Source organism: Ruegeria sp., assembly GCF_965243365.1.
In the GTDB taxonomy this organism is placed as follows: domain Bacteria; phylum Pseudomonadota; class Alphaproteobacteria; order Rhodobacterales; family Rhodobacteraceae; genus Ruegeria.
The window spans coordinates 1,903,122-1,927,236 of record NZ_CBDEUW010000002.1; the positions used below are offsets into that span (position 1 = coordinate 1,903,122).

Annotated in this window: 26 protein-coding genes; 14 read left to right on the plus strand and 12 right to left on the minus strand. The window is 56.0% G+C overall.

Translation table 11 applies throughout. The features are described 5' to 3' along the window. Positions 1–3 precede the first annotated feature (3 nt). The 8 genes from ACP0GE_RS13110 to mdh form a co-directional block, all read right to left on the minus strand. Positions 4–2,961, minus strand: a complete 2,958-nt coding sequence (locus ACP0GE_RS13110; protein WP_424832375.1) for a 2-oxoglutarate dehydrogenase E1 component — start codon at positions 2,959–2,961, stop codon at positions 4–6. Beyond that, positions 2,958–3,497 (minus strand): DUF805 domain-containing protein, encoded by a 540-nt coding sequence (locus ACP0GE_RS13115; protein WP_424832376.1) that lies wholly within the window; start codon positions 3,495–3,497, stop codon positions 2,958–2,960. The genes ACP0GE_RS13110 and ACP0GE_RS13115 overlap by 4 nt, the downstream gene beginning before the upstream one ends. Position 3,498: 1 nt before the next feature. Next, entirely contained in the window at positions 3,499–4,230 is a 732-nt protein-coding gene (locus tag ACP0GE_RS13120; RefSeq protein ID WP_424832377.1) for a hypothetical protein, read from the minus strand. Between the two features lie 3 nt (positions 4,231–4,233). Further along, entirely contained in the window at positions 4,234–5,115 is an 882-nt protein-coding gene (sucD, locus tag ACP0GE_RS13125) for a succinate--CoA ligase subunit alpha (RefSeq protein ID WP_424832378.1), read from the minus strand. 14 nt (positions 5,116–5,129) lie between these two features. Beyond that, the gene (locus ACP0GE_RS13130) at positions 5,130–5,456 is read right to left on the minus strand and encodes a hypothetical protein (RefSeq protein WP_424832379.1); all 327 of its coding nucleotides are present in this window, start codon (positions 5,454–5,456) and stop codon (positions 5,130–5,132) included. A 4-nt stretch (positions 5,457–5,460) separates the two neighbouring features. Next, positions 5,461–6,654 carry an ADP-forming succinate--CoA ligase subunit beta gene (gene sucC, locus ACP0GE_RS13135; RefSeq protein WP_424832380.1) on the minus strand — a complete coding sequence of 398 codons (1,194 nt, stop codon included), beginning with the start codon at positions 6,652–6,654 and terminating at the stop codon, positions 5,461–5,463. A 258-nt stretch (positions 6,655–6,912) separates the two neighbouring features. Then, positions 6,913–7,608 (minus strand): methyltransferase domain-containing protein, encoded by a 696-nt coding sequence (locus tag ACP0GE_RS13140; protein WP_424832381.1) that lies wholly within the window; start codon positions 7,606–7,608, stop codon positions 6,913–6,915. A gap of 345 nt (positions 7,609–7,953) precedes the next feature. Beyond that, the gene (gene mdh, locus ACP0GE_RS13145) at positions 7,954–8,916 is read right to left on the minus strand and encodes a malate dehydrogenase (protein WP_424832382.1); all 963 of its coding nucleotides are present in this window, start codon (positions 8,914–8,916) and stop codon (positions 7,954–7,956) included. 160 nt (positions 8,917–9,076) lie between these two features. On the opposite strand from mdh, the gene ACP0GE_RS13150 reads away from it, so the two are divergent. Next, positions 9,077–9,832, plus strand: a complete 756-nt coding sequence (locus ACP0GE_RS13150) for a sulfite exporter TauE/SafE family protein (RefSeq protein ID WP_424832383.1) — start codon at positions 9,077–9,079, stop codon at positions 9,830–9,832. Here ACP0GE_RS13150 and ACP0GE_RS13155 read toward each other — a convergent pair. Further along, a complete protein-coding gene (locus ACP0GE_RS13155; RefSeq protein ID WP_424832384.1) occupies positions 9,829–10,122 on the minus strand; it encodes a hypothetical protein in 294 nt (97 codons plus the stop codon). The genes ACP0GE_RS13150 and ACP0GE_RS13155 overlap by 4 nt on opposite strands. Positions 10,123–10,308: 186 nt before the next feature. Here ACP0GE_RS13155 and ACP0GE_RS13160 point away from each other — a divergent pair, with 186 nt between their 5' ends. The 13 genes from ACP0GE_RS13160 (at position 10,309) to ACP0GE_RS13220 (ending at position 20,903) form a co-directional block, all read left to right on the plus strand. Next, positions 10,309–11,166, plus strand: coding sequence for an HpcH/HpaI aldolase/citrate lyase family protein (locus ACP0GE_RS13160; protein ID WP_424832385.1), 858 nt, complete (start codon positions 10,309–10,311; stop codon positions 11,164–11,166). A gap of 6 nt (positions 11,167–11,172) precedes the next feature. Next, positions 11,173–11,727 carry an NnrU family protein gene (locus ACP0GE_RS13165; RefSeq protein WP_424832386.1) on the plus strand — a complete coding sequence of 185 codons (555 nt, stop codon included), beginning with the start codon at positions 11,173–11,175 and terminating at the stop codon, positions 11,725–11,727. Between the two features lie 12 nt (positions 11,728–11,739). Next, positions 11,740–11,946 (plus strand): DUF1737 domain-containing protein, encoded by a 207-nt coding sequence (locus tag ACP0GE_RS13170; protein ID WP_424832387.1) that lies wholly within the window; start codon positions 11,740–11,742, stop codon positions 11,944–11,946. After that, positions 11,946–12,974, plus strand: a complete 1,029-nt coding sequence (locus ACP0GE_RS13175) for a MaoC family dehydratase (RefSeq protein ID WP_424832388.1) — start codon at positions 11,946–11,948, stop codon at positions 12,972–12,974. The genes ACP0GE_RS13170 and ACP0GE_RS13175 overlap by 1 nt, the downstream gene beginning before the upstream one ends. Positions 12,975–13,049: 75 nt before the next feature. Next, positions 13,050–13,712 carry a DUF1194 domain-containing protein gene (locus ACP0GE_RS13180; protein WP_424832389.1) on the plus strand — a complete coding sequence of 221 codons (663 nt, stop codon included), beginning with the start codon at positions 13,050–13,052 and terminating at the stop codon, positions 13,710–13,712. A 215-nt stretch (positions 13,713–13,927) separates the two neighbouring features. Further along, a complete protein-coding gene (sdhC, locus tag ACP0GE_RS13185; protein ID WP_424832390.1) occupies positions 13,928–14,314 on the plus strand; it encodes a succinate dehydrogenase, cytochrome b556 subunit in 387 nt (128 codons plus the stop codon). 12 nt (positions 14,315–14,326) lie between these two features. Next, positions 14,327–14,698 (plus strand): succinate dehydrogenase, hydrophobic membrane anchor protein, encoded by a 372-nt coding sequence (sdhD, locus tag ACP0GE_RS13190; RefSeq protein ID WP_424832391.1) that lies wholly within the window; start codon positions 14,327–14,329, stop codon positions 14,696–14,698. Between the two features lie 18 nt (positions 14,699–14,716). Then, on the plus strand, positions 14,717–16,522 hold the full coding sequence (gene sdhA, locus ACP0GE_RS13195) for a succinate dehydrogenase flavoprotein subunit (protein ID WP_424832392.1): 1,806 nt from the start codon (positions 14,717–14,719) through the stop codon (positions 16,520–16,522). A gap of 508 nt (positions 16,523–17,030) precedes the next feature. Then, a complete protein-coding gene (locus ACP0GE_RS13200) occupies positions 17,031–17,831 on the plus strand; it encodes a hypothetical protein (RefSeq protein WP_424832393.1) in 801 nt (266 codons plus the stop codon). Then, complete coding sequence (locus ACP0GE_RS13205) at positions 17,828–18,622, plus strand: glycosyltransferase family A protein (protein WP_424832394.1); 795 nt, start codon at positions 17,828–17,830, stop codon at positions 18,620–18,622. The genes ACP0GE_RS13200 and ACP0GE_RS13205 overlap by 4 nt, the downstream gene beginning before the upstream one ends. Positions 18,623–18,709: 87 nt before the next feature. After that, positions 18,710–19,489 (plus strand): succinate dehydrogenase iron-sulfur subunit, encoded by a 780-nt coding sequence (locus ACP0GE_RS13210; RefSeq protein WP_424832395.1) that lies wholly within the window; start codon positions 18,710–18,712, stop codon positions 19,487–19,489. A 130-nt stretch (positions 19,490–19,619) separates the two neighbouring features. Further along, a complete protein-coding gene (locus ACP0GE_RS13215; protein ID WP_424832396.1) occupies positions 19,620–19,754 on the plus strand; it encodes a hypothetical protein in 135 nt (44 codons plus the stop codon). 285 nt (positions 19,755–20,039) lie between these two features. Then, positions 20,040–20,903 (plus strand): urea carboxylase-associated family protein, encoded by an 864-nt coding sequence (locus tag ACP0GE_RS13220; protein ID WP_424832397.1) that lies wholly within the window; start codon positions 20,040–20,042, stop codon positions 20,901–20,903. A 48-nt stretch (positions 20,904–20,951) separates the two neighbouring features. Here ACP0GE_RS13220 and deoD read toward each other — a convergent pair whose 3' ends face one another. The 3 genes from deoD to ACP0GE_RS13235 all read right to left on the minus strand — a co-directional run bounded on the left by deoD (position 20,952) and on the right by ACP0GE_RS13235 (position 24,090). Beyond that, the gene (gene deoD, locus ACP0GE_RS13225; RefSeq protein WP_424832398.1) at positions 20,952–21,662 is read right to left on the minus strand and encodes a purine-nucleoside phosphorylase; all 711 of its coding nucleotides are present in this window, start codon (positions 21,660–21,662) and stop codon (positions 20,952–20,954) included. An 18-nt stretch (positions 21,663–21,680) separates the two neighbouring features. Then, positions 21,681–21,998, minus strand: coding sequence for an H-NS family nucleoid-associated regulatory protein (locus ACP0GE_RS13230; RefSeq protein ID WP_424832399.1), 318 nt, complete (start codon positions 21,996–21,998; stop codon positions 21,681–21,683). A 127-nt stretch (positions 21,999–22,125) separates the two neighbouring features. After that, the gene (locus ACP0GE_RS13235) at positions 22,126–24,090 is read right to left on the minus strand and encodes a protein meaA (RefSeq protein WP_424832400.1); all 1,965 of its coding nucleotides are present in this window, start codon (positions 24,088–24,090) and stop codon (positions 22,126–22,128) included. Between the last annotated feature and the right edge of the window lie 25 nt (positions 24,091–24,115).

The following is a 24,115-nucleotide window of genomic DNA, read 5'->3' on the forward strand; positions in this document are numbered from 1 at the left end:
CGCTTACTTTCCTTCGATGCTCAGCGCTTCGTTCACGAGCGCCGCTTGTTGGGCTTTGTGTTGGCTGGCCAGACCCGTCGCGGGCGAGGCCGAGGTTGCACGGCCGACATAACGCGGCCTTGTATGTTTCGCGCCTATCCGGGTCAGAACCCATTCAATATTCGGCTCGATAAAGCTCCAGGCGCCCTGGTTTTTGGGTTCTTCCTGACACCACACGATCTCGGCCCCCTTGAAACGCTCAAGCTCATTGATCAGCGAGTGCGCTGGGAACGGATAATACTGTTCGATCCGCAGCAGATAGATGTCATCGATCCCGCGCGCGTCACGTTCCTCCAGCAGGTCGAAGTAAACCTTGCCCGAGCACATCACCACGCGCTTGATCTTGTCGTCCTTGACCAGCTTGGTATCCGAGTTGCCTTTTTGAGCGTCATCCCACAGCACCCGGTGGAAGCTGGAGCCGGTAGTGAAATCCTCAGCCGTGCTGACGGCCAACTTGTGCCGCAACAGCGATTTCGGCGTCACCAGGATCAGAGGTTTCCGGAAGGTGCGATGCAGCTGCCGGCGCAGGATGTGGAAATAGTTCGCAGGTGTCGTGCAGTTCGCCACGATCCAGTTGTCCTGACCGCACATTTGCAGAAAACGCTCCAACCGCGCTGACGAATGCTCGGGGCCTTGCCCTTCATAGCCATGTGGCAGCAGGCAGACCAAACCGGACATCCGCAGCCATTTGCTTTCGCCGGAACTGATGAACTGATCGAACATGATCTGTGCACCGTTGGCAAAGTCGCCAAACTGCGCCTCCCACAGGGTGAGCGCGTTGGGTTCTGCCAACGAGTAGCCATACTCGAAACCCAGGACCGCATATTCGGACAGCATCGAGTCAATCACTTCGTAATTGGATTGACCTTTACGGACATTGTTCAGCGGATAGTAACGCTCTTCCGTATCCTGATGGACAAAGCCTGAATGGCGCTGGCTGAACGTGCCGCGGGTCGCGTCCTGACCGGACAGACGCACGGGATAGCCCTCGGTCAGCAATGACCCGAAAGCCAATGCCTCACCCGTTGCCCAATCAAAGCCTTTTCCGGACTCGAACATCTGTTTCTTGTGATCCAGCAGCCGGGCCACGGTTTTGTGTACCGCGATGTCTTGCGGAGCATGTGTCAGCGCATTGCCGATCTCAGCCATTGTATCCGGAGAGATCGCCGTTTCGCCGCGAACGTATTCGTCCTTGTTTTTGTCCAGATGCGACCAGCGCCCGTCCAGCCAGTCTGCCTTGTTGGGTTTATAGTCCTTTCCGGCGTCAAATTCGGTATTCAGATGCGCCTGAAAGGCCGCTTTCATATCCTCGATCTCGCCTTCGGGGATCAACCCGTCTTTGACCAGACGTTCGGTGTACAAGGACAATGTGGTCTTATGCGTCTTGATCTTCTTGTACATGATCGGGTTGGTGAACATGGGCTCGTCGCCCTCGTTATGACCAAACCGGCGGTAGCAGAAGATGTCGATCACCACGTCCTTGTGGAACTTCTGACGGAACTCGGTCGCTACCTTGGCCGCGTGGACCACGGCCTCGGGATCGTCGCCGTTCACATGGAAAATCGGCGCCTCGACCATCAGCGCGATATCTGTTGGATACGGGCTGGAGCGTGAGAAGTGCGGCGCGGTGGTAAAGCCGATCTGGTTGTTCACCACGATATGCATCGTTCCGCCGGTCTTGTGTCCGCGTAGGCCCGACAGGCCGAAGCCTTCGGCCACGACACCCTGACCGGCAAAGGCCGCGTCACCGTGCAGCAGGATGCCCATCACCGCCGTGCGATCCGTATCTTTTAGTTGATCCTGCTTGGCCCGGACTTTGCCCAGAACCACCGGGTTCACCGCCTCAAGATGCGAAGGGTTTGCTGTCAGTGACAGGTGAACGCTGTTGCCGTCGAACTCACGATCGCTGGAGGCGCCGAGGTGGTATTTCACGTCGCCGGACCCATCCACATCTTCGGGTTTAAAGCTGCCGCCCTGAAACTCGTTGAAAATGGCGCGATAGGGTTTGCGCATCACGTTGGCCAGAATGTTCAAGCGCCCACGGTGCGGCATACCAATAACGATGTCTTTGATCCCCAACGCGCCGCCGCGCTTGATGATCTGTTCCATCGCCGGGATCAGGCTCTCGCCGCCGTCCAGACCAAAGCGTTTGGTGCCCATGTATTTGACATGCAGGAACTTCTCAAAACCTTCGGCCTCGACCATCTTGTTCAGGATCGCCTTGCGACCCTCTTTGGTGAACTGGATCTCTTTGCCGTAGCCTTCGATCCGTTCTTTCAACCACGCGGCCTGCTCTGGGTCCGAGATATGCATGTATTGCAGCGCGAATGTGCCACAGTATGTCCGTTTCACGATATCGACGATCTGCCGCATCGAGGCCATCTGAAGACCCAGCACATTGTCGATAAAAATGGGCCGGTCCATGTCGGCATCGGTGAAACCATATGTCTTTGGGTCCAGTTCCGGGTGATTGCTGGCCGCGCGCATGCCCAATGGGTCCAGATCGGCAGCCAGGTGACCCCGGATCCGATAGGCGCGGATCAGCATCAGCGCCCGCAGGCTGTCCAGCACAGCGCGCTTGATCTGATCCTCGCTGATCTCAACACCCTTTGCCTCGGCCTTGTCCTTGATCTTCTTTCCTGCCGCCTTGGCGTCAATCTCGGCCCATTCCCCGGTCAACGCTCCGGTCAGGTCGTCCGCGGGCATCGGAGGCCAGTCAGTTCGCGCCCACGAAGGCCCCTCGGCCTCGCGCTGGATGTCCGGCGTAGCGTCACCCATCGCCCGGAAAAACTCGACCCAGGCGGCATCGACCGCGCCGGGATCCCGAGTGTACTGGGCATAAAGCTGCTCCAGGTATTCGGCATTGTGCCCCTGCATAAAGCTTGAGGCATGGAAGGCTGAGTTGGGCGAGTGTTCGGTCATTGGGCTACCTCATATGGGTTGGGACCGTATTGATTTGTGCCTGGTTGGCTTGGGCGGGTCAGCCACCATAGGACCAGCAGGGGCGATACGAATAGAACGATAAGTGTCGGGATGACGATCAGCAACGTGGCGCGGGTGAACAGGATGTCCAGCGTTCCGCCATGGAATTGGCTGGCAAGGCCAATGCCGAAGACCAGAACCCCCAGCGCGCCGAGGATCAGCAGGATCGGCAGCAGAGCGTAAAGCCCGCTGCGCCCGGTATCATGCATCCGCCGCCACGCGACGGCCAGATGCGGGAAGAAGACGATCAGGCTGACAATGCTTTGCACCGGTTGCGAGGACGTGGCGGTGACGGATTTCACCTCATCACTTTCGCTGACGGCGACCTGAGTGAAAAACTGCGCGTCGATGATCCCGGCGAGGATGCTCCAGATCACGATGAACAGGAAAAAGAACCAGTATTCGGGCCGCGAAGCACGACCCGAGAAGGTGAGGAACTTGGAAAAACAGGTGCGGATGGCGTCAGAGAAGGTCATGCTAATTTGCCTCTCCGTGTTCGCCCTTGTAGTCGGGAGAGATTGTGATGTTTGCGGGCATCAGGAGTTCCTTAAAAGTCGCTCCAAACAGTCTTTTCTTTGAACTATCTGTTTCTGTCGTGCCCAAGGCCTGAAAAAATGCGTCCAAATCAATAAGTGCTATTGCGATCGTTGCATTGTCTTCGCGGCCTATTATCAAAGAAACGATATTGGTTCGGGCACGTATCCCACCAGCAAAGCCGTTTTTAATGGCAGAATAAACAGTCCATCTTGGCCCGGCGAACGCGCAATACTGGTGACCTTCTTCCACCCCAATCAATGCAAGTTGAACGTCGGTGTGCACAAACGCTGGTTGGTTCGGGCCGAGCGCGGAGTTTCCGAGCATTGATGCCGCCATGAAATACGCATTCTCGACAGTGTAGGGCAGATCTGTTTCGTCGATTGAGAATGCCACGCGATTCGACACAACGGCTGGCGCGGGGCCGTCTTCAAATTCGTTCCAGCCTGCTTTTGTCAAAGCGTCACGCGCAGAATCGAGATTTTCGAAGCCGCTTGAGCAGAGCTTTGCCGCCGCCAGAAATGCCTTTTCACTTTCTTTGTTGGGTTCTTCTGCCGCCGCAAGAGAGCCAAAGCTTACAAGACAGGCTAAAATTAGACTTGTCCCGGAACGAACAATGCGTTCCGGGAGTGTGTGTAGCCCGCGAAAAGCAGAAGTTATCGCTTTTGCAGGCATCAATCAATCAATCGCTTCCAGCACAGCCTCGCCCAGCTGCGCTGGGCTTTCGGCCACGACGATACCGGCCGAGCGCATGGCTTCGATCTTGTCCTCGGCACCGCCTTTGCCACCGGCGACAATCGCGCCCGCGTGGCCCATGCGGCGGCCCGGAGGGGCCGTGCGGCCTGCAATGAAACCGGCGGTCGGCTTCTTGCGGCCCTTCTTGGCCTCATCCGCCAGGAACTGCGCGGCTTCTTCCTCGGCCGAGCCACCGATCTCACCGATCATGATGATCGAATGGGTCTCGTCATCGGCCAGGAACCACTCCAGCACGTCGATATGCTCGGTGCCTTTGATCGGGTCGCCGCCGATGCCGACGCAGGTGGACTGGCCCAGACCCACATCGGTGGTCTGCTTGACGGCCTCATAGGTCAGGGTGCCCGAGCGCGACACAACACCGACCGAGCCGCGCTTGTGGATGTGGCCGGGCATGATGCCGATCTTGCAGGCGTCAGGCGTGATGACACCGGGGCAGTTCGGGCCGATCAGACGCGATTTGCTGCCTTCCAGCGCACGTTTTACCTTCATCATGTCCAGAACCGGGATGCCTTCGGTGATGCAGACGATCACTTCCATCTCGGCATCAATCGCTTCGAGGATCGAGTCTGCCGCGAAGGGCGGCGGAACATAAATCACGCTGGCATTGGCTTCGGTCACATGCTTGGCTTCGTGGACCGAGTTGAACACGGGCAGGCCCAGATGCTCCATCCCGCCTTTGCCGGGGGTCACGCCGCCGACCATCTTGGTGCCATAGGCGATGGCCTGTTCAGAGTGGAATGTGCCCTGCGAGCCGGTAAAGCCCTGACAGATCACTTTGGTATTTTCGTCGATGAGGACTGCCATTTGATATGGTTCCTTTAGTTGAAAGCCGTAATGCGAAATAAGCGAGGCCCAATCTTCTCGAAGAAGATTCTTGTTCCTTCTTTCGCATGGCTGCGTTTGTAAAACTCTCCAACTGCACCATTCGCGCGGATGCGGAGGATTTTTTTGTCTTCTGCTATGTCGGTCTCGAAAGTGCCTATGCCGTCTAGCATCACATCTATCGGGGCTGCTGCCGCTGCCTTGCGGCTTCCGCCGAAGCAGTCAGCCGGAAACAAATCCGCGACGTGCGCAATGGGGATGTGATTATTTTTCACATTCCCTTCCGTGATTTTGATTGCTTTGCCTTCGACAGCGGATGCCATGAACTTAGCCCTTAACCGCCTTCACGATCTTCTCGGCACCGTCTTTCAGGTTGTCCGCCGCGATCACGTCAAGGCCAGAGGTGTTGATGATCTCTTTGCCTTTCTCAACGTTCGTACCTTCCAGACGCACGACCAGCGGAACCTGCAGGCCGACTTCCTTCACTGCGGCGACAACGCCCTCGGCGATGACGTCACAGCGCATGATACCGCCGAAGATGTTGACCAGAATGCCTTTGACGTTTGGGTCCGAGGTGATGATCTTGAACGCTTCGGTCACTTTCTCTTTGGTCGCGCCGCCGCCGACGTCGAGGAAGTTGGCGGGCTCGGCGCCATAGAGCTTGATGATGTCCATGGTGGCCATCGCCAGACCGGCACCATTGACCATACAGCCAATCTCACCATCCAGCGCGATGTAGTTCAGGTCGTATTTCGAGGCTTCCAGTTCCTTGGGGTCTTCCTCGGTCGTGTCGCGCAGCTCGGCGATGTCCGGGTGGCGGTAGACCGCATTGCCGTCGAAACCGACCTTGGCGTCCAGCACTTTCAGGTCGCCGCTGTCCGAGACGATCAGCGGATTGATCTCCAGCATCTCCATGTCCTTCTCGACGAAGGCGTTATAGAGCTGACCCATCAGTTTGACGCATTGCTTGACCTGCGCACCTTCCAGACCCAGCGAAAACGCGATGCGGCGGCCGTGATAGGGCTGATAGCCGGTCGCGGGATCGACCGAGAAGGACAGGATTTTTTCGGGCGTGGCTGCGGCCACTTCTTCGATGTCCATGCCGCCTTCGGTCGAGCAGACAAAGGAAATCCGGCTGGTCTGGCGATCCACCAGCAGCGCCAGGTACAACTCGCGCTCGATGCCCGATCCGGCTTCGATATAGATGCGGTTCACCTGCTTGCCTGCGGGGCCGGTCTGATGGGTGACCAGCGTGCGGCCCAGCATCTTTTTGGCCTCTTCGGCGGCTTCTTCCACCGATTTGGTCAGACGAACACCGCCTTTTTCACCGGCATCGGCCTCTTTGAAGCTGCCTTTACCGCGCCCGCCCGCGTGAATCTGTGCTTTGACAACCCAAAGTGGGCCATCCAATTCGCCGGCTGCGGTTTTGGCTTCCTCGGCGCGCAATACGGCGCGACCGTCGGAGACCGGAGCGCCATAGCTGCGAAGAAGAGCTTTGGCCTGATATTCGTGAATATTCATCGAAACTGTCCCGTCTGACTACGATTAAACCGTTATAGGCGTGTCTAGGGGGCAAGTTTAAAGGCTTTTTTGATACGGGAGAGGTTTTTAGCAAAGATTTTCAGCATTTGTGATCACAGGTTTTTGGGGTGTGATCACAAAACTAAAGTCTAAGACTTTCGATTCGATCTTTGTATGTTTCAGAAAGCATTACACAGGTTCCTAGCATTGCTTGGATGAATGCCATGCCGCGAAGCCGCGAAACCCTTTGGGGGACATTTAGGATATGCGTTCGAAGATGTAGAAATCCGCAAACGAAGTATTGTTTGGGTCTTCTTGGTCAAAGGGGTAACGGTTCGGAATATGTTCGATGTTACGGAACTCTGGTCGGTGGGCAGCGACCCAATCGGTGAAGCATCGGTGCCGTACATGTTTTTGAGTATGTATTTCGTCCTTGTTAGACGAATAAATGATGACAAAACGCGAAGATGCGTCAAACAGGGTTTCCATGTAGTTCGCGAAAACATCATCCTCGACCAGATGATAAATCACATCGAGCGACAAGGTCAGATCGGCTTTGCGATCACTAAAGTCTGCAGAGTTCACAAAGGTTTTGGTTGTATCCCGTGAGAACTTTCCCCGGCAGGCATCCACCGCAGTCTGAGAAACGTCCACACCCAGATACTCTGGATATTTCGCAAGGGATAGCTGGCTACCGTCGCCTGATCCGAATTCGATTACGGAATGAATGAAGTTGCGCGCAACGAAATCGTTCAACACCTCTGCTTTGAAGTCCGCAAGACGTCCATAGCTGCCTGCTCCAGAGTTGCGACCGCGCAGGTATCGCTCTTCCCAATATTGGTTGGAAGTTGAGAACTCGAGTCGGTCCTTCTTGGGCACTTCGCTTTCCGCCTTTGACGTCCTTTTTTCAGATGCCCCGGCCTGAGGGAAAATTGGTGCAAGGAAGTTCTTCAAGATTTTTCTTAGCATTATTGCTTGTTTCCCCGGTAGGCAGATAGATGCGTATTGCCGAAGCCGACCACACTTATTCGGCACCGGTACAGTAGTACAGGCTATGATGGCAACCGAAACCATTGAATTTATCAGTGTGAGAACATGATGACTTGTCTTTGGTGAGATTGGGCCTGATGTAGTTCGTTCAAGAACAAATTAATCGCAGACATACTTATGGAGATGCATCGTAACAAAGCGCGTCGTGCTTCTTTTTATGCTGACCCCTGACGCACTGTTTCGCAGTAAAAAGCCCCGCTGCTGTCAGCGGGGCTCCGAATTTGGCTTTGTTATTAGACGCTAAGGTTCTTAAGCCAGCGAGCTGTCGATGCCCTTGCACGCTTCGATCAGACCTTTCACGGCATTGACTGAATTGTCGAAACCGGCCTGCTCTTCTTCGTTCAGCTTGATGTTGACGACCCGCTCAACACCGCCGGCGCCAATCACGGTCGGAACGCCGACATACATGCCTTCGACACCCAGCTCTCCATCGCAATAAGCGGCGCAGGGCAGAACGCGTTTTTGGTCTTTCAGATAGGCCTCGGCCATTTCAATCGCCGATGTGGCAGGCGCATAGAAGGCCGAGCCGGTCTTCAGCAGGCCAACGATCTCGGCACCGCCGTCACGGGTGCGCTGTACGATGGCGTCCAGTTTTTCCTGCGTGGTCCAGCCCATCTCGACCAGATCGGGCAACGGGATACCAGCAACGGTCGAGTAGCGCACCGACGGCACCATGGTGTCGCCATGGCCGCCCAGAACAAAGGCGGTGACGTCACGCATAGACACGTTGAACTCTTCCGACAGGAAGTGGGCAAAACGGCCCGAGTCCAGAACGCCTGCCATGCCACAGACCTTGTTGTGCGGCAGGCCCGAGAATTCGCGCAGCGCCCAAACCATCGCGTCCAGCGGGTTGGTGATGCAGATGACAAACGCATCAGGCGCGTGGGCAGCGATCCCTTCGCCAACCGATTTCATCACTTTCAGGTTGATGCCCAACAGGTCGTCGCGGCTCATGCCCGGTTTGCGCGGCACACCGGCGGTCACAATGCAGACGTCGGCGCCTGCGATGTCCTCATAGGACTGGGTGCCTTTCATCTTGGCGTCAAAGCCTTCGGACGGGCCGGATTCAGCAATGTCCAGCGCCTTGCCTTCGGGGGTGCCTTCGGCGATGTCGAACAGGACTACGTCACCCAGTTCTTTCATTGCAGCGAGGTGGGCGAGCGTGCCGCCGATCTGACCTGCGCCGATCAGCGCGATCTTGGGTCTGGCCATTTGGAATATCTCCGATGGGTTTTGAAATCGCGGTTGTGCTAGTCGCTAAATGGCTTTCGCGCAAGGGTCCTGCGACGCGGCATGCAACCGCATACCGTTTGCGTCACAGGTTCCGATTGCGCTAAACGGCCTGTGAGACTGGCCTAAATCGGGAAGCCACATGTTCGAACTGAACCTGATGTTTTTTGCTGTGGCGGTCCCTGCGGTGGTCTTTGCGGGCATCTCGAAGGGTGGGTTCGGCTCGGGCGTGGCCTTTGCATCCTCATCGATTCTGGCGTTGATCCTGACGCCGGGGCAGGCGCTGGCACTGATGTTGCCGATCCTCATGGTGATCGATGTCGCAACGTTGCGTCCCTATTGGAGGCGCTGGAGCTGGCCGGATTCACGTCTGTTGATACTTGGCGCAATTCCGGGGGTGGCGCTGGGCGCAGTATTGTATCGCGCAACAAACGACGACCTTCTGCGTCTGCTGATCGGAGCGATCTCGGTTGGGTTTGTGATCTGGCATATGGCACAATCCCGGGGCTGGGTTCGCGGTTTCCAAAATCGTTTGCCCTCCAGCGCCGGTCTGTTTGCGGGGCTGGTTGCCGGATTCACCAGTTTCGTCAGCCATGCCGGGGGGCCGCCAGCAGCCGTTTATCTGCTGTCGCAACGCCTGTCGAAAACCGAGTTCCAAGCCAGTACAGTTCTGGTGTTCTGGGTCATAAATGTCGCCAAATTTATCCCATATGCGTTTCTTGGGCTGTTCACCTGGCATACGGCGTTGGCGGATTTGTTGTTGGCACCTTTTGCAATATTGGGCGCTTGGTTGGGCGTTCGGGCACATTTCCTACTGTCCGAGCGCCTGTTTTTTGGGATTGCCTACGTGTTGCTTATCCTGACCGGCAGTAAACTGATCTGGGATGCGTTGACTTAAACGTTGGGCGGTAGGGATTCAGCCGTCTCTCTGTAGGCTTGGCCCGAGGCCATCAGACAAGTCGTTCCATCCGGCAGCGTTGCTGTAATCGTCCAACTGCCGGTGGTGTCAGAAGCAAATACCTCAATCACGGTACCTTGCCGGGCAATTCCAACCCCACGGCGGGTTTCGCCATATGTACCGGTCAGTTGCTTTAAAACATCGCCCCGCGGGGCGCATTGACGAGACTGGGCATTCAGTTGCTGCGCCGCCAGCGCCACTATACCCAAACCCATTGTCATCTTGATCATCCTGGCTTTCATCTCGGATTCCCTTTCGCCTGCATTGCGCAGCGTGGCCGACCCGAGGAGAAATACTGTTAACGCAACGTGCGTTGTCGGCTGATGATGGATGCTGCGCTGCGGCGATTTTGCTCTTGAACTTTCCGTCAAAAAATGCCCCATTTCGCGCAACTTTATTTCAAGCGGAAGCTACCCATGGATCCTCGTCAGCGCCCCTATCGTTCCGTTCTCTATATTCCCGGCTCAAAGGACCGCGCTTTGGATAAGGCCCGTACCTTGCCGGTGGATGCGATCATCTTTGATCTGGAAGATGCTGTTGCGGCGGATGAAAAATCCAATGCACGTGAGACGTTGAGAGCCGCATTGGCGACCGGGGGTTATGGCTCTCGGGTCAAGATCGTGCGTATCAACGGGCTGGACACCGAATGGGGACGTGCCGATGCCGAGGCTGTGCGCGACATGGGCGCCGATGTGGTGCTGCTGCCCAAGGTGAACTCCGCCGCCGATGTGGACGCGCTTGCCGCAATCACGGGCGACATGCCGATTTGGGCAATGATGGAAACCCCGCGCGGTATGCTGAACGCAGCCGAGATTGCGGCGCATCCGCTGATGGCCGGGTTCGTCATGGGTACAAACGATCTGGCCAAAGAGCTACAGACGCGCTTCCGTCCAGATCGGTTGCCTCTGATGACTTCGCTGGGCCTATGCCTGCTTGCAGCCAAGGCCGAAGGGCTGATCATTGTCGATGGCGTTTACAATGCTTTCAAGGACGAAGACGGGCTAAAGGCCGAATGTGCGCAGGGACGTGACATGGGTTTTGACGGCAAGACGCTGATCCACCCTGCTCAGGTCGAGACTGCCAATACCGCCTTCGCGCCATCAGAGAATGAGATCGATCTGGCCCGCCGTCAGATCGCCGCCTTTGAAGAGACCGAGGCGCACGGACAGGGGGTCGCTGTTGTCGACGGCAAGATTGTTGAGAACCTGCATGTTGTAACAGCCCGCGAAATTCTGGCAAAAGCAGAGGCGATTTCAGCTTTGCAAGCGGGGTAAGCCAGCATGGGCTTTGTTCTTCTGATCCTTGGTGTGGCGCTTTGGTGGGCGGCACATCTGTTCAAGCGCGCGATGCCCGAGCGCCGCGCCGCCATGGGCGACGCGGGCAAGGGCGCGGTGGCGCTGGCGTTGGTGGCTGCGATCCTGCTGATGATCTTCGGCTATCGCATGACCGATTTCATCTTTGTCTGGGCCCCGCCGACCTTTCTGATTCACGTTAACAATCTGCTGGTGCTGATCGCGTTCTACCTGGCCAGCCCTGCCGGAACCAAAGGCCGTCTTTTGAACAAGGTCCGCCACCCGATGCTGGGCGGGTTCAAACTGTGGGCCTTTGCGCATTTGCTGGTGAACGGCGATCTGGCGTCGATCATCCTGTTTGGAGGGTTGCTGGCATGGGCCGTGGTCGAAGTGATCGTGATCAACAAGTCCGAACCCGATTGGACCCCGGGCGAACCGGGCACCTATGGCAAAGACGTGATGTTCTTTGCCGCCTCGATCGTCCTGCTGGGCATTGTCGGCTATATTCACGGGCTGGTTGGTCCATCTCCGTTCGGTGGTTAAGGAGTTGAAACCATGGCAAAACTCTATCGTTTGTTGACCGAGGAGGACACATCTGCCTTCTGCCACAAGGTCTCTGATGCGCTGGCCAAAGGGTGGGAGCTTTATGGCGCTCCTTCCTACGCATACGATGAAAACAGCCGCATGATGCGCTGCGCGCAGGCCGTGACCAAAGAGGTCGAGGCAGACTATTCCCCAGAGATGAAACTGGGGCAGCAGTGATGGCAAAAACCAACCCGGGCCATTTCTTTGAGGATTATGCCGTCGGGCAGGTTCTGCCTCACGCCGTTCCACGCACGGTAACCGAGGGTGAGCGCGCGCTTTATCACGCGCTCTACCCGGCGCGCCATGCGCTCTATTCCTCGGACGAGTTCGCCCGGAATTGCGGTTTGCAGGAAAGCCCCATCGACGATCTGGCTGCTTTTCACGTCGTGTTCGGCAAAACGGTGCCCGATATCTCGCTGAATGCCGTGGCCAATCTGGGTTATGCCGAGGGGCGTTGGCTACTGCCGGTCTATCCCGGCGACACGCTGCGCTCGGTCTCGGAGGTGATCGGCGTCAAGCAAAACTCGAGCGGCAAAACCGGCGTGGTTTGGGTGCGAACGCGTGGTCTGAACCAGCTGGACGAGGTCGTCATCGAATATGTCCGCTGGGTGATGGTGCGCAAATCGAACCTCGACGCGCCCGCGCCCGAGACGGTTGTGCCCGAGTTGAAAAAGGCGCTGGAGCCCGACGATCTGGTTATTCCCGAAGACCTTGATTTTTCCAATTACGATTTCACTCTGGCAGGTGAACCACATCGTTGGGGTGACTATCAGATCGGTGAAACCATCGACCATGTGGATGGCGTAACGGTGGAAGAGGCCGAGCATATGCTCGCCACCCGTCTTTGGCAGAACACCGCCAAGGTACATTTTGATCTGACGTTCCGCCCTGATGGGCGGTTGATCTATGGTGGCCATGTCATCTCGATGGCTCGGGCCTTGTCGTTCAATGGCTTGGCCAACGCGCAGATGATTGTCGGTTTGAACAGCGGGGCCCATGCCAACCCCTGTTTCGCTGGCGACACGATCAAGGCGTGGTCCGAGGTTCTGGACAAAGCTGAAACGAACGCCCCTGGTATCGGCGCAATCCGGCTGAGGTTGGTTGCAACCAAAGGGGACGTTCCGTTCGCATTGCGCACCGAAGAAGGAAAATACCGGGAGGACGTTTTGCTGGATCTGGACTACTGGGCCCTGATGCCAGTCTGAAGGGTAGACGCAATCCCCATGCATCGATGACAGAGTTTTGAGTGCAGTCTGCGCCAGCCGTGTTAGGCTGCACTTATGGGATTACTACGCAACATTCTGACTGGCCTGTGCCTTGCGCCCCCGGCTGCGGCCTGTGATTTGGCGTTGGCACTGGCCGTTGATGTGTCCGGTTCGGTGGATACGGAAGAGTACCGCATTCAAATGGATGGTCTGGCCGCCGGTCTGCGCGATCCTGTCGTGTCCGAGGCGCTGGTGCGTGGGCAGGCGCAGTTGATGCTGGTGCAATGGACCGGCAGTTCACGCCAGCGGGTGACAATCCCCTGGACCCGGATCGACAGTTTTGTAGCGCTTGATCAGTTCGCCAGTCAGGTCGCCGAAGACCCTCGCGTTTGGCGAAATTTCTCGACAGCCATCGGCGAGGCGCTTGAGGTGACGATTGGCAATTTTGATGCCGTGTCCGATTGCAAACGGCACCTGATCGACCTGTCCGGTGACGGGATTTCTAACGAGGGGGTCGAGCCGTCCGAGCTGCACGCGGTGTTCCGCGATCGTGGCATCACGGTAAATGCTATCGCCATCGAGGAAAGCGAGCCTGATCTGACGGCGTATTTCTTTGAGAATGTAATTGTGGGTGAAGGCGCCTTTGTCGTTTCGGCGGCGCGGTTTTCGGACTACCCGGAACGGATTCGGAAAAAACTGCTGCGCGAAGTGACCCAGCAGACCGCCGATCTGAAATGATGCAGTGGTAGATTCGTGATCACAACGCTTTTGTATTGAAAACGCTAACATTGCTGGGGTCGACAGAATTTTGTGATCACGAGCTTATTTTGTGTGATCACATTTTGACAATATCCGTGAATTTGCGTCAAATTTAACAGTTTTTGCACCTGCAGCACGTGACAGAGTCGTAAAAACAGGTAAAACCATCGATAGCCAACCGAAAAGGAGCCGCCATGGCCGATGTAAATCGGGGCAACCGCCCGCTTTCTCCTCATCTGTCGATCTATCGCCCGCAATTGACCTCGGTCACGTCTATCCTGACCCGGATCACTGGCAATGCCATGATCGTGGCGACCTTGCTGATCGTCTGGTGGTTTCTGGCCGCTGCGACCTCGCCCGAGGCTTTTGAACGTGCCAACTGGTGGCTGACCTCGGTTCTGGGCGATCTGATCATGGCGCTGTCGCTATGGGGAATTTGGTATCACACGCTGGCCGGTGTGCGACATCTGATCTGGGACAACGCGATCGGGCTGGACCTTCCTACAGCGTACAAGCTGGGCTGGGCGGTTGTCATCGGTTCGGTCGTCCTGACCCTGTTGACTTTGTTGATTGTCGGATAAAGGAGGCCAGACATGCGTTATCTGACTGACCGCAAGCGTGCGACCGGCCTTGGTTCGGCCAAATCGGGCACAGCCCATTTCTGGAGCATGAAAGTCAGTTCGGTGGCTTTGCTGATCCTCGTGCCCCTGTTCATTTTCACCTTTGGGCCCGTTCTGGGTCAGCCTTATGACGTGGTGCTGGATTATTACTCGCGCCCATTCCCTGCGATTGTTGCTGGGCTGACGCTGCTGGTTGGTATGAAGCATTTTGCCGAAGGCGCTCAGGTTCTGATCGAGGACTATGTCCACGGCACCATGGAGAAGGTGCTGATCATCCTGACCACTTGCCTGGCATACGGCGCAGCGGCTGCTGGCCTGTTCGCCATCGCGCGCATCGCCCTTTAATTCCCGGAGCTGAAAGAAATGGCTGCATACGAATACGAAACGCATGAATATGACGTGGTCGTTGTCGGCGCTGGTGGGGCCGGTCTGCGGGCGACGCTGGGTATGGCTGAACAGGGCTTGCGCACGGCTTGTGTGACCAAGGTTTTCCCAACCCGTTCGCACACCGTTGCCGCGCAGGGCGGTATCGCCGCGTCGCTGTCGAATATGGGTCCTGACCATTGGCAGTGGCATATGTATGACACCGTCAAAGGCTCGGACTGGCTGGGTGACACCGACGCTATGGAGTACCTCGCGCGGGAAGCTCCTAAAGCGGTCTATGAGCTGGAACACTACGGTGTGCCCTTCAGCCGCACCGAAGAGGGTAAGATTTACCAACGCCCGTTTGGCGGACACACAACCGAGTTCGGCGAGGGCCCTGCTGTGCAGCGTACTTGTGCCGCTGCCGACCGAACCGGCCACGCGATTCTGCACACGCTCTATGGTCAGTCGCTGAAGAACAATGCCGAGTTTTATATCGAGTACTTCGCCATCGATCTGATCATGTCCGATGACGGGCAGTGTCAGGGCGTCGTCTGCTGGAAGCTCGACGACGGCACGATGCATGTCTTCAACGCCAAGATGGTGGTACTGGCAACCGGTGGTTACGGGCGCGCCTATTTCAGCGCGACGTCGGCCCATACCTGCACCGGTGATGGTGGCGGCATGGTGGCCCGCGCGGGACTGGCGCTGCAGGACATGGAATTCGTTCAGTTCCACCCGACTGGCATCTATGGCTCTGGCTGCCTGATCACCGAAGGTGCGCGCGGCGAGGGTGGTTACCTGACCAATGCCGAAGGTGAACGGTTCATGGAGCGTTATGCGCCGCAATACAAGGACCTCGCGCCACGCGACTACGTTTCACGCTCAATGACCATGGAAATCCGCGAGGGCCGTGGGCATGGCAACAACGGGGACCATATTCACCTGAACCTCAGCCACCTGCCAGCCGAGGCGCTGGCAGAACGTCTGCCGGGTATTTCGGAATCGGCCCGCGTCTTTGCCGGTGTGGACGTGACCAAGGAACCGATCCCGGTTCTGCCGACCGTTCATTACAACATGGGTGGTATTCCGACGAACTACTGGGGCGAGGTTCTGAACCCGACCCCGGAAAACCCGACCGCAGTTGTGCCTGGTCTGATGGCCGTGGGTGAGGCGGGTTGTGCCTCGGTCCATGGCGCAAATCGTTTGGGTTCGAACTCGCTCATTGACCTGGTGGTCTTTGGCCGCGCGGCGGCAATTCGCGCAGGTAAAGTTGTAGATGCTGATGCCTCCAATCCGGTTCTGAATCAGGCGTCCGTCGATAAGGCGTTCGACAGGTTCGATGCGGTGCGCAACGCCAGCGGAGCGATCCCAACCGCCGATCTGCGGCTTGAAATGCAGCGCACAATGCAAGAGGACGCAGCCGTCTTCCGGACCGCGAAAACCATGGCGGAAGGCGTTGAGAAGATGACGGCGATTGCCGCCAAGATGGATGATCTGAAGGTCTCGGACCGGTCGTTGGTGTGGAACAGTGACCTGATGGAGTCGCTGGAACTGACGAACCTGATGCCCAGTGCGTTGGTTACAATTGTAGGTGCCGAAGCCCGCAAAGAGTCTCGCGGCGCTCATGCGCACGAAGACTATACAGAACGTGACGACGAAAACTGGCGGGTCCATACGGTGTCCCGGGTCGATGGCAACAAAGTAGACCTCAGCTATCGCCCTGTGATTGTTGATCCGCTGACGACTGAAGATGAGGGCGGCATAAGTCTGAAACGGATCGCGCCCAAGGCGCGGACGTTTTGACATTTTGCTAGTTGTGGCCTGCTACGCGAAAGACAACAATGTTCCACCGTGGTGACAAAGAAATCGCTGTGTGCTGCGCATTTCGATCAGGGACCAACTTTATAAAGTTTCTGCTCGAAGAAAATTATTGCTGTCGCGTAGTTTTCCACGCTTTTGGTCGGAAACACGGCTTTATTCCGGTGTTGTCTGCGCAATCCCGGATTAAGGGGCGTAGTTATCCGGGAGTTTTCGTAACGAAAGACGCGCTCTCGCATATTGTTTCGTTGCACAAGTACTTTACGGAAGTAGGAAAAAATATCTCGGCGCCAACAAATTGGGGAAGCTTCCTAGTTTCCCCGCTTTCGAATTACGTTGAAGCAGATAGCGGCAGCCCTGAATACCGGTTTGGCAGTCCGCCGGACCACTGGAATGCGTTAATCTGGAACTTTCATAGTTTGGTTGCAGGTCGAATTGAAAGGAAACTCTTGGGGGCGCTTGGTTGCGAGCCACTTGGCGTCGAGGGCTCGGTATGACTTTCACTCCCAGGGTGATCTTTCATCTCGGTTTTCAAAAAACGGGAACGACGTCTGTCCAGGCGCTGCTGAATTCCAACCTGTCGTTGTTGTCAGACGTGGATGTGCGTGTCTACGGGGATGCAACGAAAGATTTGCGCGCAGCCGGAAAGAATTTCTGTGCGGAACCTAGCCCTGATCGGGAAAAGGAACTCATTAAAACGTTGGAGCGGCACTTCTCTTTGGTTTTTGACAACGGGAAACCTGTGTGTCTGATTTCAGATGAGAATATTTTGGGACGTGTGCCGTATTCCAATACAGGAGACGTTGTATCATGGGCCGAGAGGATTCTGCCTGTGATTGAAGGTTGTGCATCAGGAACGGATTTGGCCTTTCATTTTTACACGAGACCAGCTGAATCTTGGCGAAACAGCATGTACCGACAATGCGTGAAAAGAGCCGGCGTAACGGGCTCTTACGGGGTGTGGGCCAGAAGTTCACCTTTCCAAGAAGATTGGCCAGATTGGAAAGAATGGGCTGACCGGATATCTAAGGCGACGTCAGCACCCGTTACGTTCACCTGCATGGATGAAGAGTTGAAATCAGGTGCAGTATTGGGCACAGCGCTGCTTGAAAATGCAGGTCTTTCAGAGGCGGCAATAAATGCTCTGATCCCAGTCGAACGACAGAATATGGCGCTTTCAGATGCGGCGTTGCAGTTTATGCGGTTTGTGAACCTGCTTCCTCTTAAAGAGCGTTTGCGTTTGCGGATCAGTGAGAGAGTCGAGGCGTTCGATTCAAGGGCCAAGCACAAATGATCATTGCAAACTTGGCCACATATCCCAAACGACAGAAGTTTCTGCGGACAGTAGTTGAGGCGATCGCACCTCAAGTGGATAGATTGAACCTTGTTCTGAACGAGTTCGAAGCAGTTCCATCTGAGCTTCTGGGATATGGAAATATCGTTCCTATTCTCCCAGAAGAAGATACAAAAGACGTCGGGAAATTCTATCCGGACGTCTCAGGTGCTGAATACGTCATGCTGTTCGACGATGATATCCTGTATCCGCCAGACTATGTTGCAAAAACCGTTTCCAGGTTTGAGGCGTTAGGAAATCGCACGGCAATTGGTTCGTATCATGGGTCAATTTACAGACGCCCGGAATTCAACAACCGACGGGATCGTAACAATCCTGGCGGCATTGGTATGGGAGTATTTGGGCGGCTTATCGAATACCCCCGAGAACTGTACTCTTATAAAACACGGTTAGCAGATTTTCGTGACGTGTTCGTATTCTACAAAGAGCAGCATGCTCCGATAATTGTCGATCAAATTGCGTCAGGAGTAGCTATCCTGAAGGCAAGAGATTTCCCACCTTATTCTTATATGGCCGGAAGTCAGAAGTTTGTTGATGTCAGATTGGCGCGTTGGGCATTCGAACGTGGACTAACAGGCGTCACGCTGCCACGGGAAAGTGGCTGGTTGCGCCCGCTCCGCTATGAGGAGACTATTTTCAACGATTTTACAGAAAAAAACCCCGAACACGTTAATGTCGAAATCAAGACTTTTGCAGGCCGTGTTCCTCACGCGGGAGAAGTTCTGAAATGAGAACACATCTTCCGATCCATGTGGTATTTCTACGAAAAGGCTGGAATCTTAGGTCGTTCTTCGGCCAGCAAGGAAAGGAGGCCTGAGATGGTCCAACTCACTCTTCCCAAGAACTCCCGTATCACGACGGGCAAAACATGGCCTAAACCAGAAGGTGCGACCAATGTGCGCAAGTTCCAGATTTATCGCTGGAACCCGGATGACGGGCAGAACCCGAGCGTCGATACGTATTTCGTCGATATGGACAGCTGCGGCCCGATGGTTCTGGACGCGCTGATCAAGATCAAGAACGAGATTGATCCGACCTTGACCTTCCGCCGCTCGTGCCGTGAAGGCATCTGTGGCTCTTGTGCGATGAATATCGACGGGATCAACACGCTGGCCTGTATCTATGGCATGGATGAGATCAAGGGCGATGTGAAAATCTACCCGCTGCCGCATATGCCGGTGGTCAAGGATCTGATTCCGGACCTGACGCATTTCTATGCGCAGCATGCCTCGATCATGCCGTGGCTTGAAACCAAGACCAACCGTCCCGCGAAAGAGTGGAAGCAGTCCATCGAAGATCGCAAAAAGCTGGACGGCCTCTATGAATGTGTGATGTGCGCCAGTTGTTCGACCTCGTGCCCAAGCTACTGGTGGAACGGTGACCGCTATCTTGGCCCCGCTGCGCTGCTGCATGCCTATCGCTGGATCATCGACAGTCGGGACGAGGCGACGGGCGAGCGGTTGGACGATCTGGAAGATCCATTCAAGCTGTATCGCTGTCACACCATCATGAATTGCGCGAAGACTTGTCCCAAAGGCCTGAACCCGGCCAAGGCAATCGCCGAGATTAAAAAGATGATGGTCGAGCGCGCCGTATAATGAATGTTGGCGCTTGCCGGTTTGCGGCAAGCGCAACCCCAGCCTGCAAAATTGTGCGATGCGCGGTGAGTACCAGGGGCCTATTCTGTGACTTGGGGAGGAGTGATTGAATCTGGACAGGATCACTCCGATGGAAAAGAAAAACGATAAAGCTGGTGAAGCCGTGAGGCTGCTGGAGCAGGCTTGGGCATATTACACCCCGGAACCGCTGCCAGTGGGAACTGCGCAAGAACCCGAATTGTTTCACTATGCCAACGCGGCCTGAGGCCCTTGAAAATCTGATCTGAATCGGCAAAGCAAAGGGATGCCTGTCCTTTTGCTTTTGCTTGCTGCCGGTGTGTTCGCCTATTTCGTCTGGCGCGCACGAACATCGTCTTTGACGCGGGAATGCCGTTGGCGTCAGCACAAGGCAGAGGGCTGCTGGAAGTGCAGCTTTTGTGGCGCGGTTTCTCCTACAGATACGCAACCGCAGCGATGTATGAAGGGGCAGGGTTAAGCGGCCGTAAATCGGGGCTTTCCCGGGGTCTGAATCTGCGCCACTCTGCAGCCTATGTCAGACACTGAATTCACACCCCACCCGCCTGAGGATGCCGAAATACGCCGCGCCGTGGCTCCGGTCATCTGTTATCCGAACGACGGATTGCCACAGCCTGATCTGGAATGGATGCGCGCGATCCGACGCGATGCGCAGAAGGTGTCGGAAACCCTGATCCCCCCGCGTGATGCCCGTTGCTTCGAAGTACCAGCCGGGCATTTCTTTCGCATCACCTCGGTCGAGGGACCTCAGGTCGGAGACTTGAACCTGTGGAACCTGAAGGACCTGTCCGAGCGGTTCTATTCGGGAAAATCCCGCGCCCTGCACGGGACCCATCTGACGGTTGGTGAAAGGATGTGGTCCAGTTTCCCATATCTGCGCCCGATGGCAACGATTGTTGAGGATACGCTGGGTTGGTACGGGATCGACCAATTCGGAGGGTCCGTTCATGATGTGATCGGCACCCGCTGTGATCCTTATACGGGCAATTTGTTGTCGGGAACGCAGTATCACCATTGCTGTCATTCCAATCTGACCCGGGCTTTGGCTGATCACTTGAGTATCCCGTTGTCCGAAGCAGAACCGGCCGTTCATGATGTGCTGAACGTGTTCATGTGCACAGGGTTCACGCGCGACACCGGTCAGTATTTCATGAAGGCGTCTCCCGTCCGCCCCGGCGATTATCTGGAGTTTTTTGCCGAGATTGATCTGCTGGGCGACCTCAGCGCCTGTCCCGGTGGGGATTGTTCGTCCGAACACTCATCGGACACTGCGTCCTGCCATCCGCTGCGGGTTGAGGTTTTTGCGCCCGCTGACGAAGCTTTGGTGGGGTGGCAAAGTCCGGCACCCAATGGCTATGACCGGTCGCATGGCCGCTAGTGCGATTGGGAAACAGGCACATAAGGTGGCGCCTGTTTCAAAAGTCATTCAGCTGTTCGGAAACGCAGCCTGAAGCGCGATTTCCACCATATCGCCAAAGCTGCTTTCGCGGTCCGACGAGGGCAGGGCTTCTCCGGTCAACAGGTGGTCGGACACTGTCAAAACGGCCAGAGCCCGGCATTTGTGGCGGGCTGCGAGGATGTACAGTTCTGCTGCCTCCATCTCGACGCCCAGAATACCATGGCGAACCATCTGTTCGTTCAGGTCCGGGCGTTCGTCGTAAAACACATCCGACGAATAGATGCCGCCAACATGGGTTGGTGTGCCCTTGGCTTGTGCAGCCTGTGCCGCCGCTTGTAGCAGACCCCAATCGGCGCAGGGGGCGAAGTTGAGTTCCTTCATGATACCGCGCGATGGTGTGCTGAGAGTGGTGGAGGTCATGGCCAGAATGACGTCATGGACAGACACGTGATCCTGCATCCCGCCGCAGGATCCGATCCGGATCAGTGTTTTGGCGCCGTAGTCGCGGATCAGCTCATTCACATAGATCGACAGCGACGGCATGCCCATTCCGCTGCCTTGAATGGTAACGGGGTTCCCATTCCAGGTTCCCGTGAAGCCAAGCATGCCGCGAACATTGTTGATTTGCTTTACGTCGCTCAGAAACGTTTCGGCTGCCCATTTTGCGCGATACGGATCGCCCGGTAACAAAACCGTTTCCGCGATTTCACCTTTTTCTGCGCCAATATGAATTGTCATTTGTTTTGGGCCCTTGTTTCAAATTTCCAAATCGGAAACGTCCGCTCCGGACTTTAAGGCATCATGAACCCACTGCGGCTTGCGGCCACGTCCTGACCAGGTTTGATCCGGGTTGGCAGGGTTGCGATATTTTGGTTTTGCTTTTGTCTTTTTGATCGTGCGCTGCTGGCCTGATGTCAATTCCGAAAGGGAAAAGCCGAAATCTGCAGCTGCTTTTTCTGCTGCCTGCAATGCTTCCTTCCGTTCGCGAACTTCGGCATTTCTTATTGCGCTTTCAATTTTGCCGCGCAATTCCAACAATTCCTTGCGTGACATTTTCTCAAGATTTATTCCCATCATTTTCTCCACTTTTGGCCTGCAATTTTCGAGTGTGTCGCGCACATTAATTAAACGTGCGTATTTTATCCACTCCCGAATTTATTGGGACGTAGATCAAAAATGAGGTGCGGCGAATTCGGAGTTGTTAGGCGGCGATATTCTGGGGATCTGCCAGAGTCACAATATCGCCCATGATTGCGTTTAGCTCAAAATTCTTTGGTGTATAGACTTTGGCTACACCCATCTGCCTCAATCTTTCGGCGTCTTCATCGGGAATAATACCGCCGACAACAACGGGGATTTGGGTCAGGCCAGCCTCGGCCATACGAGTCATGACGTCCTGAACCAGAGGCAAGTGACTGCCGGACAGGATCGAAAGGCCGACGACATGGGCATCATCTTCAATTGCGGCGGCAACAATCTCTTCCGGGGTCAGGCGGATGCCGTCATAAGTTATGTCCATACCACAGTCTCGGGCACGGAAAGCGATTTGCTCGGCGCCGTTTGAATGGCCATCCAGGCCGGGCTTGCCGACCAGAAACTTCAGTCGACGTCCCAGGCTGTCGCTAACCGCGTCAACGGCCGCGCGCAACTCCTCCAACCCTTCGGTCTTGTTCGAGACTGATCCGGAAACGCCGGTCGGGCCGCGATAGGTGCCATAGGCTTTGCGCATCTCCTCGGCCCACTCGCCCGTGGTCACGCCCGCCTTGGCTGCGGCGATGGATGGCTCCATCATGTTCTTACCGTTTTGGGCAGCTTCCCTCAATGCGGCCAGTGCCGCGATGACGGCAGCATCGTCCCGGTCCGCACGCCAGGCATTCAGGCGGTCGATCTGCTCATGCTCGACGGCTGGGTCGACGACCATAATTCCACCATCTTCGGTTTGCAGCGGCGACGGTTCGCCCTCGACCCACTTGTTGACACCAACGACTACAGTCTCGTTCCGCTCGATCCGGTTCAGGCGGTCGGCGTTGGAATCCACCAACCGGGATTTCATGTATTCGATTGAGGCGACAGCACCACCCATCGAGTCAAGGTTAGCCAATTCTGCGCGTGCGCCTTTTTTCAGTTCTTCGACCTTCGCGTCGACAGCAGGGTTTCCATCAAACAGATCGCCGTATTCCAGTAGATCGGTCTCATAGGCCAGAATTTGTTGCATCCGCATCGACCATTGCTGATCCCATGGGCGCGGCAGACCCAGCGCTTCGTTCCACGCAGGCAACTGGACGGCCCGGGCGCGCGCCTTTTTAGACAGCGTCACCGCCAGCATTTCAATCAGGATGCGGTAGACATTGTTTTCAGGTTGCTGTTCGGTCAGACCCAGCGAGTTGACCTGAACGCCATAGCGGAACCTGCGGAATTTCGGGTTCTCGACGCCATAGCGTTGTTGCAGGATTTCATCCCAAAGATCGACAAATGCGCGCATTTTGCACATTTCGGTAACAAACCGAATTCCCGCATTCACGAAAAATGAGATGCGGCCACAGAGCGCCGGGAAATCTTCGACCGGAACGCGTGGACGTAGTTCATCCAATACGGCAATCGCGGTGGCCAATGCATAAGCCAGTTCTTGTTCGGGCGTCGCGCCGGCCTCTTGCAGGTGATAGGAACACACGTTCATCGGGTTCCACTTCGGCACGTTCGCATAGCAATACTCGGCCACGTCAGCGATCATTTTCAATGACGGCTTTGGCGGGCAAACATAGGTGCCGCGGCTGAGGTATTCCTTGATCAGATCGTTCTGGACGGTGCCTTGCAGCTTTGAAACGTCCGCCCCCTGTTCTTCGGCTACCGCAATATATAACGCCAATAGCCAAGGGGCGGTGGCGTTGATGGTCATCGAAGTGTTCATCTGTTCCAGCGGAATCTGATCGAACAGAACGCGCATATCGCCCAGATGGCAGATCGGAACGCCCACCTTGCCGACCTCGCCCCGAGCCAGCGTATGATCGCTGTCATATCCGGTTTGGGTGGGCAGGTCGAAGGCCACGGACAGTCCGGTCTGTCCTTTTGCCAGGTTGCTGCGATAGAGCGCGTTCGAGGCTTGCGCTGTCGAGTGCCCGGCATAGGTGCGGATAAGCCAGGGGCGATCTTTCTGCGACTGCGTCATTACGGGGCCTCGTGATTTGATGGGT

Bases quoted from the DNA above. Each gene is read 5' to 3' on its own strand.
- sucD (WP_424832378.1), bottom strand. From the start codon at position 5,115: ATGGCAGTCCTCATCGACGAAAATACCAAAGTGATCTGTCAGGGCTTT.
- ACP0GE_RS13130 (WP_424832379.1), bottom strand. From the start codon at position 5,456: ATGGCATCCGCTGTCGAAGGCAAAGCAATCAAAATCACGGAAGGGAAT.
- ACP0GE_RS13110 (WP_424832375.1), bottom strand. From the start codon at position 2,961: ATGACCGAACACTCGCCCAACTCAGCCTTCCATGCCTCAAGCTTTATG.
- ACP0GE_RS13215 (WP_424832396.1), top strand. From the start codon at position 19,620: ATGGAAAAGAAAAACGATAAAGCTGGTGAAGCCGTGAGGCTGCTGGAG.
- sdhC (WP_424832390.1), top strand. From the start codon at position 13,928: ATGGCCGATGTAAATCGGGGCAACCGCCCGCTTTCTCCTCATCTGTCG.
- sdhA (WP_424832392.1), top strand. From the start codon at position 14,717: ATGGCTGCATACGAATACGAAACGCATGAATATGACGTGGTCGTTGTC.
- ACP0GE_RS13150 (WP_424832383.1), top strand. From the start codon at position 9,077: ATGTTCGAACTGAACCTGATGTTTTTTGCTGTGGCGGTCCCTGCGGTG.
- ACP0GE_RS13235 (WP_424832400.1), bottom strand. From the start codon at position 24,090: ATGACGCAGTCGCAGAAAGATCGCCCCTGGCTTATCCGCACCTATGCC.
- ACP0GE_RS13165 (WP_424832386.1), top strand. From the start codon at position 11,173: ATGGGCTTTGTTCTTCTGATCCTTGGTGTGGCGCTTTGGTGGGCGGCA.
- ACP0GE_RS13180 (WP_424832389.1), top strand. From the start codon at position 13,050: ATGGGATTACTACGCAACATTCTGACTGGCCTGTGCCTTGCGCCCCCG.
- ACP0GE_RS13115 (WP_424832376.1), bottom strand. From the start codon at position 3,497: ATGACCTTCTCTGACGCCATCCGCACCTGTTTTTCCAAGTTCCTCACC.
- ACP0GE_RS13220 (WP_424832397.1), top strand. From the start codon at position 20,040: ATGTCAGACACTGAATTCACACCCCACCCGCCTGAGGATGCCGAAATA.
- ACP0GE_RS13155 (WP_424832384.1), bottom strand. From the start codon at position 10,122: ATGATCAAGATGACAATGGGTTTGGGTATAGTGGCGCTGGCGGCGCAG.
- mdh (WP_424832382.1), bottom strand. From the start codon at position 8,916: ATGGCCAGACCCAAGATCGCGCTGATCGGCGCAGGTCAGATCGGCGGC.
- sucC (WP_424832380.1), bottom strand. From the start codon at position 6,654: ATGAATATTCACGAATATCAGGCCAAAGCTCTTCTTCGCAGCTATGGC.
- ACP0GE_RS13160 (WP_424832385.1), top strand. From the start codon at position 10,309: ATGGATCCTCGTCAGCGCCCCTATCGTTCCGTTCTCTATATTCCCGGC.
- ACP0GE_RS13205 (WP_424832394.1), top strand. From the start codon at position 17,828: ATGATCATTGCAAACTTGGCCACATATCCCAAACGACAGAAGTTTCTG.
- sdhD (WP_424832391.1), top strand. From the start codon at position 14,327: ATGCGTTATCTGACTGACCGCAAGCGTGCGACCGGCCTTGGTTCGGCC.
- deoD (WP_424832398.1), bottom strand. From the start codon at position 21,662: ATGACAATTCATATTGGCGCAGAAAAAGGTGAAATCGCGGAAACGGTT.
- ACP0GE_RS13170 (WP_424832387.1), top strand. From the start codon at position 11,740: ATGGCAAAACTCTATCGTTTGTTGACCGAGGAGGACACATCTGCCTTC.
- ACP0GE_RS13175 (WP_424832388.1), top strand. From the start codon at position 11,946: ATGGCAAAAACCAACCCGGGCCATTTCTTTGAGGATTATGCCGTCGGG.
- ACP0GE_RS13200 (WP_424832393.1), top strand. From the start codon at position 17,031: ATGACTTTCACTCCCAGGGTGATCTTTCATCTCGGTTTTCAAAAAACG.
- ACP0GE_RS13230 (WP_424832399.1), bottom strand. From the start codon at position 21,998: ATGGGAATAAATCTTGAGAAAATGTCACGCAAGGAATTGTTGGAATTG.
- ACP0GE_RS13120 (WP_424832377.1), bottom strand. From the start codon at position 4,230: ATGCCTGCAAAAGCGATAACTTCTGCTTTTCGCGGGCTACACACACTC.
- ACP0GE_RS13210 (WP_424832395.1), top strand. From the start codon at position 18,710: ATGGTCCAACTCACTCTTCCCAAGAACTCCCGTATCACGACGGGCAAA.